We start from the raw sequence: 10,825 nt of genomic DNA, 5'->3' as shown, positions 1-10,825 counted from the left end.
ACCGGCACGGCAGCCGTCGTTGCAGGCGCCCGGGATGCCAGTCAGCATGAGACGGGACAATGCCAAGCCGAGCGTGGAGCAATCGGTGCATCGCCGCGGAGGGCACCGAGGCGCTGCCTCTCGCTACGCCCTGCGCCCGCCCGCCTCCCTCACCGCCGCCCGCTGGTGGGCGCCGCGGGCGCGGGCTGCGAGGCCTGGGCGTTGCTCGGGCTGGCGTTGCTGGCCCCGAACAGGACCCGGGTCGGATTGCGGTCGAAATTGTTCACGGCGCGGCTGATGTCGGACAGCGTGCGCCGTCCATCGGCCATCAGCGCGCCGGAGCGCTTGTCCAGATCCTCGGCGAGCTCCCGGATCGATTTCACCGTCAGGAACAGCTCGCCGCCATCCTTGCCGCCGGCCAGCGTGTTGAGACCGAGCATCAGGGTATCGGCCTTGCCCATGATGCCGTCGACACGGCTCATGACGCCATCGATGCGCTCGGAATTGCGGGCCAGCGACTGGGTGAACACCTCGAGATTCTTGATCGAGTTCTTCACGGCGTCCTGGTTGTCCGCGACCACCTTGTTGATGTTCTGTAAGGTGGCTCGGATCGCTTCGGTCACGTCCTGCAGCCGGGTCGGATCGGCACGCAGCACCGGCACGCCATCCTCGTCGAGCGGCGGCGGCGGCGCAGCCTCCTCGCCGCCCTTCAGCGAGATCGCGGCGACGCCGGTCAGGCCCTGGAACTCGAGCCCGACCAGGGTGTCCTTGCGGATCGGTGCGTTGTTCTCGACCATCGCCAGCGCGACGACGCGGCGCGGATTGTCGAGCTTGACCGAGATGACCTCACCGACCCGGATACCATTGAAGTTGACGCTGCCGCCGTTGCGCAGACCCGCGGCCGGACCCTCGAACACGACCCGCAGCGGGCTGCGCTGCTTGGTCGTGTGCAGGCTCTGAAACCAGAGGACAAATCCGATCGCCGCGGCAATCACAGCCAGCGTGAACGACCCGATCAGGACGTAATTCGCCCGCGTTTCCATTACCAACTCCGGTACCGGCACGTCGCGGTGGTCATCCGGCCCCCGCTTCCGTGCACTGTCGGTTGGCGCCGGACAGCGGCACCCACCCCATCAACTTTGTCGCGGCAGTCCCCACTCCCGCTCACAAAAATCGTCCCTGGGGCGCGTCGCGCTACCCCATCACGGCTCGGGCACGCTTGCCGTGGAAATACTGTCGGAGCCACGGATGTTCCGAGGCCTGCATGTCGGCCATCGATCCCGCGGCGATAATCTTGCCGTCGCCCAGCACGGCGATGCGGTCGCACGCCGTATACAGGCTGTCGAGATCATGGGTTACCATGAAAACCGTCAGTCCCAAAGTGCGCTGCAGGGTCCGGACGAGCTCGTCGAAATCGCCGGCGCCGATCGGGTCGAGCCCCGAGGTCGGCTCATCGAGGAACACCAGCTCCGGATCGAGCGCGAGCGCGCGTGCCAGCGCCACGCGCTTGATCATGCCCCCCGACAGCTCGCTCGGGAAACGATCAGCAACATCGGGCCGCAATCCGACCATCACCAGCTTTGCGATCATGATCTCGTCGAGCAGACGCTGCGAGACCTTGAGATACTCCCGGACCGGGAACTGGATGTTCTGCCGCACGGTGAGCGAGGAGAACAACGCGCCCTGCTGGAACAGCACGCCCCAGCGCCGCTCGACGGCGCGGCGGCCGGCACGATCGGCGGCGTCGAGATCGACGCCGAACACCTCGATGTTGCCCGACAGCTTCGGCACGAGGCCGATGATGGTGCGCGTCAGCACCGACTTGCCGGCGCCGGATGGACCGACGAAGCCCAGGATCTCGCCGCGCTTGACGTCGAGGTCGAGCCCGTCGAGCACGCGCGTCTTGCCGAACTGCACGGTAACGTCACGCACGCGGATGATCGGATCGGAGACCTCCTGCGTCATCTCAGCTCACATCCCGACCGCGGCGAAGAAGATCGCGAACACGCCGTCCATCACGATGACGAAGAAGATGCCCTTCACCACCGACGAAGTGGTGTGGCGCCCCAGCGACTCGGCACTGCCCTGCACTGCCAGTCCTTCGACGCAGGCGACGATCCCGATCACCGCCGCCATCACCGGCGCCTTGAGCAGCCCGACCTTGAAATGATCGATCGAGATCGCATCGCGCAGGCGCAGCAGGAAGGCCTCGGGATCGACGCCGCCATAGAACCAAGCCACCAGCCCACCGCCATAGAGCGCGGCGATGTCGCCGAGGAAGGCCAGGATCGGCAGTGCGATCACCAGCGCGAGCATGCGCGGCAGGATCAGGACCTCGATCGGATCGAAGCCCATTGTGCGCAGCGCGTCGATCTCCTCGCGCATCTTCATCGAGCCGAGCTCGGCCGTGTAGGCGCTACCCGACCGGCCCGCGATCATGATCGCCACCAGCAGCACGCCGATCTCGCGCAGCACCAGCACGCCGAGCATGTCGACGACGAAGATGTCGGCGCCGAACCTTCGGAAATGGAAGATGCCCTGCTGAGCGATGATGCAGCCGATCAGGAAGGTGATCAGCACGATGATCGGCACCGCGCGCCAGCACACCTGCTCGAGATGATGGATGGTCGAGGTCAATCGGAAGCTGCGGGGATGAATGAGGACCCGGCCGCTGGCGACGATCACGGCGCCGAGCATGTCGATCAGCGCGGCGATCGTGCCGAAGATGCCGGCGACACTGAGACCGATCTGGCCGAGCATGCCGGTGATGGTCACCATCGTCGCGTCGCCATTGGGCGCGGTGCTGACGCGTCGAACCTCGTCGACCAGGCTGGCGTAGTTCGCAGAGAGCCCATCGATCCGGACCTCGACGGTTCCGGTCGTGAAGCTGCGGCGCAGCCGCTCGATCAGCCAGGCACCGAACGTGTCGAGCTTGGAGACTTGGGAGACGTCGATGGAGACATCGATCTTCTTGCCGGCGAGCTTTTCGGCATCGGCGACGAGCCGTTCGAGCGACGGCGCAAAGGGCGCAGTCCAGGCGCCGGTCGCGCGCAGCGACAGCGCGTTGCCATCGCCACTGCGCTGCAAATCAGGGCCGCCCTTCACGACGGCCATCCTCGGAGCCTTGGACGTCCGCTCCTTGACGAGAAAAATCCCACCGCGTCGCTACCACCTTGCCGGAGACCACTATCAACAGCCATAGTCGGTCAGATCGCGCAAGTCCCAAGCGCCTCATTCCGGTTCACAAAGCGCCAGACTTTCAAATGACTTCCAACGGTTTTCCAATACTGGACGCCCGGATCGGCCACTGGCCGATCGCCGGCAGCTTCACGATCAGCCGCGGCGCCAAGACCGAAGCCGTGACAGTGATCGCGGAGCTGCGACACGGGACGATGGTTGGCCGCGGCGAATGCGTGCCCTATCCGCGTTATGGCGAAACGCCCGATGCGGCGCTGAGCGCCCTGCTCGGGATGCGCGATGCGGTCGCCTCTGGTCTCGACCGCGCCGCCCTGCAGACGGCGATGCCGCCGGGCGCGGCGCGCAATGCGCTCGACTGCGCGCTGCTCGACCTCGAAGCCAAGCGGAGCGGCCGGCGCATCTGGGACCTGCTCGGACGTCGCGCACCGGCACCGTGCGTCACGGCCTACACGATTTCGCTCGGGAGCCCCGATGTGATGGCCAAAGCTGCAGCCAAGGCCGCGCATCGCCCGCTGCTCAAGATCAAGCTCGGCGGCGACGGCGATCCTGCGCGGATTGCAGCCGTGCGAGCGGCGGCGCCGCAGTCACAACTGATCGTCGACGCCAACGAGGCCTGGACCGAAGCGAATTTGGAATCCAATCTCGCAGCCTGCGCCACCGCCGGCGTCACGCTGGTCGAGCAGCCGCTGCCCGCAGGGAAAGACGAAGCGCTCGGAAAGATCGCGCGCCCGCTCACCGTCTGCGCCGACGAGAGCGTGCATGACCGCGACTCGCTCGAAGCGCTGCGCGGACGCTATGACGCCGTCAACATCAAGCTCGACAAGACCGGAGGACTCACCGAGGCGCTTGCCATGGCCGAAGCCGCGCGCGCTCTCGGCTTCGACATCATGGTCGGCTGCATGGTGGCGACATCGCTGTCGATGGCACCGGCCATGCTGCTGACGCCTTTCGCCCGTTTCGTCGATCTGGACGGTCCGCTGCTGCTCGCCGAGGATTGCGAGCATGGCCTGCACTACGAGGACAGCCTGGTCTATCCGCCCGATCAGGCGTTGTGGGGCTGAAACGACAGGCTTCGGTGCGCGATCCACATCAGGACGCCGCCCGCTCCGGCCATCGCGGCCATCACGTAGTAGACACCGGGTCCATAGGCCGCATAGACCGGCCCAGAGAGGGCCGATGCCGCCGAGCCGACCACTCCGCTCGCAGCCGCATAATAGCCCTGCCCGCGCGCCGTCAGCTGCGCCGGCACTTGGCGGACCAACAGCCCCATGGTTCCAACCAGGGTCAGCCCGAAGGTGAAGCCGTGACTGATCTGGACCGCGGCGAGCCCACCCGCATGGGGCTCCTGGGCCGTGAGGCTCCAGCGCAGCACGGCCGCCATCGCGCCGATCATGACCAGGCTCGCGGGCGCCAGCGTGAACCGGGGCGACAGGGCGAACACGACGATCTCGGCCAGCACGCCCATGGTCCAGAGCCAAGCGATGGTCAGCCCGCTGAAGCCCTGCGCCTTCCACTCGATGGCGGAGAACGTGTAGTAGGCCGCATGGCTTGCCTGGATCAGCGCCGAAGCGGCGATGATGCAGAGGAAGCTCGGATTGCCCAGCAGACTGCGCCCGTCCCGGGCCAGGCCGGCGCCATGCGGCAGCGGCGGCAGCGCCTGCAGCAGCAGGCTGCTTGCCGCACCGCACAGCGCGACCGAGACGATGATCCAGATCAGCTCGGACGACGGCGCGAAGTCGACCAGCCCGCCGCACAGCAGCGTTCCGGCGATGAATGCGGCCGATCCCCACAGCCGCAGGCGACCGTAGTTCAGGCCATAGCTCATCACGCCACGGAGCGCATAAGCGTCCGTCAGCGGGACAACGGGTGTCCAGAGACAGCAGGTTGCCACGTAGACCAGGAATACCAGCCAGGGTTCGCGCTGGAAGGCAAGAGCCACAAAGCCCGATGCCGTTGCGAAGGTGGTCAGCCGCATCGCGGCGCGCAGGGCCTGCCGGCGCTCGGCAACCGCGGTGATCAGCGGCAGGACGGTGAAGCGGGTTACGGCGGGAACCGCAACGATGACCCCAATCCATGCGGCATCCAGGCCGATCGCCCGTAGCCATACGGGAAAGAACGGCAGATGCGTGCCCGAGAGCACGAACACAGCGCCATAGAACAGCCCCAACCTGTCCGCGAATCGGCGCGACAATACCGGCGATGTGGTGGAGATTTGTCGGGACAGTGGCATCAATTCAATTGCGATTCGATCAATATCATGGTGATCGTTATGCCAACGCGCAGCAATGTGCGCGATAGGTTTGCCATGGTCGATGAAGTCTTCGCCCTCTCGCCGATATCCGCCCGTGCGGCTCAGCCGAACGAGGCCGATTACGAGGCGATCCGCGACGCCTTCATGGAGACGTCCCGAGGCCGCTGGTTCCTTGGCGAATACGCCAAGCGCAACCGCAATGCCGACACCAGCATGGTGCTCGACGCGGTGGCCCGCATCGAGCATGCGCTGGCCTCACAGCGTCAGCAGCAGCAGGAGTTCGAGCAGGCCGACAGCAAGGCACTGCCCGAAGCGCTGGCCGCGATCCGCGCCACGGTCGAAGACGCCGCACTCGCCGCCGCCACTGCGGTCGACAGCATGGCCCTCGAGCAGAACCTGGCGCCGGTGCGCAAGGGCATCCGAATCATCAAGGAAATTTCCTGGCGCTGGCGCGAGATCGGTGCGGACTCGCGGATCTGCGACCTGATCGATTCACAGGTCACGTCGATCGAGGCCGCCTGCGACCAGCTTGCGTGCGCCGACCCCAAGGTCGCGCTGCTTGCGGCCTTCGAGATCATCAAGACGCGGCTGAAGGAGTTCGACGCGGAGAAAGCAAGCATTCCGCCCGCGGCTGACGAGATCGAACCGGCGACCGAAGCTGCGGCCCCGCCGACACCCGATGTCGCATCGGGTCCGACTGCGGCGGCGACGGTCTCGGCTGAGCCACAGGTGGCTCCGGAGCCGCAGCCCGTGCCGGAACAGATGGAGGCGGCCCAAGCCGGGCTTGAGATGACCATTCCGCTCGTTGCCGCAGTGGCCGCGATCGAATCGGTCGAGACATCCTCCGGCGCTGATGCTGTGATCATGGCGGCTGCAGCGGTTGAGGCCAGGATGGTCGACACCGCCGCTTCGGCGGTGGTGCAGCCCCCGGAAGCTGCGACCGAGCCGTCGGTGGACGAAGCCCTGCTCGAGATCGAGCAGCACGCCGCGGCGGCCCTGGATGACGCCGTCGCCGCAGAAGCCCACGACGAAGCCATCCTGGAATTGGTCGCGGCGGAGATGGGTGCCCCCGATCCGATCGACGATGAGGAGTTCAGCCGGGCCAGGACGCTCGGCTTCGACATTGAGGAGCCGACCTCGGTCGACGACGACATCGTCGCGAGCTTCAGCGAGACAGCGCCGTCGGAGCCGGATCTCGTGCTGACCACGGCAGAAGCCCCGGTTGCCAGCGCGGCGCCGGCTCCCGCTGCGCCCACGATGTCGGCTCCGCCGATGCCGGCCCCGCCCGCGGCGGCCCCGCGCATGGCCTCGCCTGCAGCCCCGGCGCCGGTCCCCAGCGTGCCCGTATCGCCACCGCTTCCGGAGGCGATCACCATCGAGACCCTGGCCGCCGTGGCGGCTGCGGTCGCAGCTCAATCTCCCGCAGCGGCCCCGAAGGCTGACGTTGCGCCGATCCAGCAGGTCCGCCCGACCGCCGCCGCGGCTCACAGCACCAGCGCGTCCGCGATGCCCAAGCCTGCCTACGAGCCGTCGCTGGGATCGACGCTGCTGTCGAACGGCCTTCTGCAGCGGCCGCAGGCACCCGCCAACGACTCGTTGGCGCCGATCCGTCGCATGACCCAGCCTGAGAAGATCGCATTCTTCTCGTAGGGCGAGTGCATCTCGGCCGCCTCCTGTTGAACCTCGATCGCTGAGCACCGAAAGGTGCCGCGTTGATGGGTGACGCGGATCACGTACGCTGCTGCGTGATCTGCGTAGCCTGATCCTCAAGCCATTCGCTTTGCGCATGCTCGAGGAGAACGCCGTGTCCGTTCCGAAATTTCGCGCTGTAACATCCGCCTGGAAATCCCTGCTCATGTCCGCGCTGCTGGGCCTGATGGCCTGGGTCGGCCCGGACTCGGCGTTCGCCGCCGGCAGTGAGCTCGACAACCTTCACACACCACCGCGCGCGCTGGCAGCTCCCTCACCGGCCAAGGAGAGCAACACGCCCGCCGCGATCCCTCAAGGAGCCGAGCCACGCGTCGCGCTCGTGATCGGCAATGCGAGCTATCAGAACGCGCCGCCGCTGGAGAACCCGGACAACGACGCCCATGCTGTTGCCAAGCTGTTGAACTCGGCCGGCTTCGAGGTGATCACGGCGACCGACCTGACGCAGAACGAGATGCTCAAGGTCGTCGAGGATTTCTCGAGCCGGGTGGCAGCACACGGCCCGAACACCGTGGCAATGGTCTACTACGCCGGCCACGGGGTTCAGCTCGCGGGCGAGAACTATCTGATCCCGATCGATGCCCGTATCTCAGCGCCCTCCGACCTGACGACGGGGACCATCCGTCTGGTGGACCTGATGGCAACGCTCGACGCCATCCCGAGCCGCATGCGGATCGTCGTGCTGGACGCCTGCCGCAACAATCCATTCCCTGCCATCAACGATGCCGGACGCGGACTTGCCATCGTCGACGCGCCGAACGGCTCCATCCTCGGATACTCGACCTCGCCCGGCGCCGAGGCGCTCGACGGGCGTGGCGAGCACAGCCCGTACGCGCAGGCGTTCCTGAACCTGGCGCGGCAGCCGAACCTGCCGATCGAGCAATTGTTCAAGCGCATTCGCCTACAGGTGAACCAGAGCACCGACGGACGACAGACGCCATGGGAAAGCTCCTCGTTGACCAGTGATTTCACCTTCTTCGGGGATACGCTGGTCGCGGCGGCGCGCCCTGCCGAGAATACGCCGGTGATCCAGATGGCGGCCAACCTGCCGAGCCGTTCCGTGCGGCAGGCCTATGACTACGTGCTGTCGGAGAACCGTCCGCAATATTATCGCGAGTTCATCGAGCTGTATCCGCGCGATCCGCTCGCCGACCGCATCCGCGCACTGCTCGCCGGCCTCGTGCAGGCCACGGCCTGGCACCAGGCCGTGCTGGCGAATTCGCCGGCCGCCTATCAGAGCTTCCGTGAATCCTATGCCGACAGCCCATATGCGCCGGTCGCACTGCGGCTGCAGGGACAGCCTCGGCCCATCCCCGTGCTGCAACCGAGCCGTCTCATGATGCCACCGCAACTGGCACCGATCGCGCGACCGTTCAATCCCGGTCCGCAGATCCAGAGCCATCCAGCCCCGCAACCGACGCTGCCGGCCGCCACCGTGCCGCACGGACCGCTGCCGCCAACGGTGGTCACGAAAGGCAATGCCATCAACAACGCGGGTCCCAACAAGGTCGTCGATCCCGGGCCTATCGCTCAGACCAAGTTGCGCGACAGGATCGTGCCGCCGACAAATCCGCCCGTGGCTACGAAAATCCAGCGCGATCCACTGAAGCGCAGTCCTGGGCGGCCATTCGACGCCCGCGAAGTGCGGCGTCCCTTCCCCGGCAATTCCGGACCGTTCAAGCCGAACATCAACGCGTCGCATCCGTCGATGGCGCGTGGCCAAGGCGGGATGCAGGGCGGCCCGGCGCGGAGCACGCCGCACGTCGCGCAGTCCGGACTGCGGATGGGCGGCGGGGGATTTGCAAAAGGCGGCCTCAGCTTTCACTGAGGCTTGATCGTCAGGCGATCAGCCTGGCGTAGAGCTCAGCATCGACATTGCCGCCGGACAAAACGATCACCACCGTCTTGCCCGCCACATCCAGCCGGCCGGCCAGCAATGCTGCAAGCCCGACCGAACCGCCGGGCTCGACCACGAGCTTCAGCTCCCGGAAGGCAAAGCCGACCGCGCGCCCCACCTCCTCATCCGAAGCCTCGACCGCGGCCGACAGCAGTTGGCTGTTGATGGCGAAGGTGATCTCGCCTGGAATCGCCGCCATCAGCGCGTCACAGATGGTCCGGCCCTTTGCGTCGTGCGCCTCGCGGTGGCCGGCCCGTAGCGAGCGCGCATGGTCGTCAAAACCCTTTGGCTCGGCCACGACCATCCGGGTGTTGGGAAAGCGCGCCTTGACCGCGGTCGAGACGCCGGCAAGCAGTCCACCGCCCGAAGCCGGGACGATCACCAGATCCGGCGACAGGCCGAGCGCCGCGAGATCTTCGGCGATTTCACGACCGACGGTGCCCTGCCCTGCGATGACGTAGGGATCGTCATAGGGCGGCACCACCGTCGAGCCGCGCTTTGCTGCGATGTCGCGCGCGATCGCTTCGCGGTCCTCGCGATCGCGATCATAGAGCACGACGTCGGCACCGAACGCCTTGGTGCGCTCGCGCTTGGCCGCCGGCGCATCCGAGGGCATCACAATCGTGGCGTCCATGCCCAGCAATGTGGCGGCATGGGCGACGCCCTGCGCATGATTGCCGGAGGAGAATGCGACGACGCCGTTGCCGCGCGCTGCTTCCGGGATCGACGCCAGCTTGTTGTAGGCGCCGCGGAACTTGAACGAGCCGGTCCGCTGCAGCACCTCCGGCTTCACGAAGACGTTCGCTTTGAACCGCTCGTTGAGCACGGGAGCCGGCAGCAGCGGAGTCCGCACGGCCACGGGCGCGAGGACGCGTGCCGCCGCCTCGATGTCGGCGGCGGTCACGGGCAGGATCGGGGAATGAGCTGTCATACCCCTATTTTACCGCGCCCGATTGCCGAGAGGCAAGGGAACCGGTGTCAGGCGGCGCGGGCGGCCAGCTGCGGAACCGGCGCGGGTTGCCGCTGCGGATCGGTCCAAGTCAGGATCTCGAAACGGCCGTCCTCGTGCTCGACCAGCGCCGTGCAGCTCTCGACCCAGTCGCCGCAATTCATGTAGCGAATGCCGTCCTGGTCGCGGATGACGGCGCAATGGATGTGGCCGCAGATCACGCCATCAGCGCCATGCCGCCGCGCCTCCGAGGCCAGCGCCGTCTCGAACGCGCCGATGTAGTTGACGGCGTTCTTGACCTTCTGCTTGGCCCATTGCGACAGCGACCAATAGGGAACGCCGAACATGCGACGGAAGAAGTTGACCAGACGGTTCATCTGGATGGCGAAGTCATAGGCCTTGTCGCCGAGATGGGCGAGCCAGCGCGCATTCTGCACGACCAGATCGAAGATGTCGCCGTGGATCACCAGATAGCGTTTGCCGTCGGTGCCGGTGTGCACGATGTTCTCGACGACGTCGATGCCGCCGAAATGCGTGCCGTAATAGCCGCGCAGGAACTCGTCGTGATTGCCGGGGACATAGACGATCTTGGCGCCCTTGCGCGCCTTGCGCAGCATCTTCTGCACCAGGTCGTTATGCGACTGCGGCCAATGCCAGCTCGATTTCAGCGCCCAGCCGTCGATGATGTCGCCGACCAGATAGATCGTGTCGGCATCATGGTGACGCAGGAAATCGACGAGGAGATTGGCCTGCGAGCCGCGGGCTCCGAGATGAACGTCCGAGATGAACAACGTCCGAAAGCGCCGAGCCGGGCTTTCTTCACCAGCAGTCTCAAGTCCCATGC

Annotated in this window: 9 protein-coding genes; 3 read left to right on the top strand and 6 right to left on the bottom strand. The window is 66.4% G+C overall.

The features are described 5' to 3' along the window. Positions 1–149 precede the first annotated feature (149 nt). From QW861_RS09095 to QW861_RS09085, 3 genes are all read right to left on the bottom strand, one after another. Positions 150–1,022, bottom strand: coding sequence for an MlaD family protein (locus QW861_RS09095; RefSeq protein ID WP_315753167.1), 873 nt, complete (start codon positions 1,020–1,022; stop codon positions 150–152). 151 nt (positions 1,023–1,173) lie between these two features. Beyond that, positions 1,174–1,944, bottom strand: a complete 771-nt coding sequence (locus QW861_RS09090) for an ABC transporter ATP-binding protein (RefSeq protein WP_315753168.1) — start codon at positions 1,942–1,944, stop codon at positions 1,174–1,176. Positions 1,945–1,950: 6 nt separating this feature from the next. Then, positions 1,951–3,084 carry an ABC transporter permease gene (locus QW861_RS09085; protein ID WP_315713623.1) on the bottom strand — a complete coding sequence of 378 codons (1,134 nt, stop codon included), beginning with the start codon at positions 3,082–3,084 and terminating at the stop codon, positions 1,951–1,953. Positions 3,085–3,242: 158 nt separating this feature from the next. Between QW861_RS09085 and dgcA the strand changes: the two genes are divergently transcribed. Then, positions 3,243–4,238 (top strand): N-acetyl-D-Glu racemase DgcA, encoded by a 996-nt coding sequence (dgcA, locus tag QW861_RS09080; protein ID WP_315712693.1) that lies wholly within the window; start codon positions 3,243–3,245, stop codon positions 4,236–4,238. Here the strand turns inward: dgcA and QW861_RS09075 are convergent. Beyond that, a complete protein-coding gene (locus QW861_RS09075) occupies positions 4,220–5,407 on the bottom strand; it encodes an MFS transporter (protein ID WP_315753169.1) in 1,188 nt (395 codons plus the stop codon). The genes dgcA and QW861_RS09075 overlap by 19 nt on opposite strands. A gap of 75 nt (positions 5,408–5,482) precedes the next feature. Between QW861_RS09075 and QW861_RS09070 the strand changes: the two genes are divergently transcribed. Together QW861_RS09070 and QW861_RS09065 are read left to right on the top strand one after the other, a co-directional pair. Next, positions 5,483–7,078 (top strand): hypothetical protein, encoded by a 1,596-nt coding sequence (locus QW861_RS09070; RefSeq protein ID WP_315753170.1) that lies wholly within the window; start codon positions 5,483–5,485, stop codon positions 7,076–7,078. A gap of 205 nt (positions 7,079–7,283) precedes the next feature. Then, the gene (locus QW861_RS09065) at positions 7,284–8,963 is read left to right on the top strand and encodes a caspase family protein (protein ID WP_315753171.1); all 1,680 of its coding nucleotides are present in this window, start codon (positions 7,284–7,286) and stop codon (positions 8,961–8,963) included. Between the two features lie 10 nt (positions 8,964–8,973). Here the strand turns inward: QW861_RS09065 and QW861_RS09060 are convergent, their stop codons facing one another. Both QW861_RS09060 and QW861_RS09055 read right to left on the bottom strand, forming a co-directional pair. Next, positions 8,974–9,963 carry a threonine/serine dehydratase gene (locus tag QW861_RS09060; protein WP_315828167.1) on the bottom strand — a complete coding sequence of 330 codons (990 nt, stop codon included), beginning with the start codon at positions 9,961–9,963 and terminating at the stop codon, positions 8,974–8,976. 47 nt (positions 9,964–10,010) lie between these two features. After that, positions 10,011–10,823 (bottom strand): UDP-2,3-diacylglucosamine diphosphatase, encoded by an 813-nt coding sequence (locus tag QW861_RS09055; protein ID WP_316192940.1) that lies wholly within the window; start codon positions 10,821–10,823, stop codon positions 10,011–10,013. Between the last annotated feature and the right edge of the window lie 2 nt (positions 10,824–10,825).

Origin of the sequence: Bradyrhizobium sp. SZCCHNRI1029 (assembly GCF_032487555.1) — a bacterium.
Lineage (GTDB): Bacteria > Pseudomonadota > Alphaproteobacteria > Rhizobiales > Xanthobacteraceae > Bradyrhizobium.
This window is presented reverse-complemented; position numbering and strand designations above follow the sequence as displayed.

What these genes read in the sequence shown, in the direction of transcription:
- QW861_RS09055 (WP_316192940.1), bottom strand. Translation starts at nt 10,823, where the DNA reads ATGGGACTTGAGACTGCTGGTGAAGAAAGCCCGGCTCGGCGCTTTCGG.
- QW861_RS09095 (WP_315753167.1), bottom strand. Translation starts at nt 1,022, where the DNA reads ATGGAAACGCGGGCGAATTACGTCCTGATCGGGTCGTTCACGCTGGCT.
- dgcA (WP_315712693.1), top strand. Translation starts at nt 3,243, where the DNA reads ATGACTTCCAACGGTTTTCCAATACTGGACGCCCGGATCGGCCACTGG.
- QW861_RS09070 (WP_315753170.1), top strand. Translation starts at nt 5,483, where the DNA reads ATGGTCGATGAAGTCTTCGCCCTCTCGCCGATATCCGCCCGTGCGGCT.
- QW861_RS09075 (WP_315753169.1), bottom strand. Translation starts at nt 5,407, where the DNA reads ATGCCACTGTCCCGACAAATCTCCACCACATCGCCGGTATTGTCGCGC.
- QW861_RS09090 (WP_315753168.1), bottom strand. Translation starts at nt 1,944, where the DNA reads ATGACGCAGGAGGTCTCCGATCCGATCATCCGCGTGCGTGACGTTACC.
- QW861_RS09065 (WP_315753171.1), top strand. Translation starts at nt 7,284, where the DNA reads ATGTCCGCGCTGCTGGGCCTGATGGCCTGGGTCGGCCCGGACTCGGCG.
- QW861_RS09060 (WP_315828167.1), bottom strand. Translation starts at nt 9,963, where the DNA reads ATGACAGCTCATTCCCCGATCCTGCCCGTGACCGCCGCCGACATCGAG.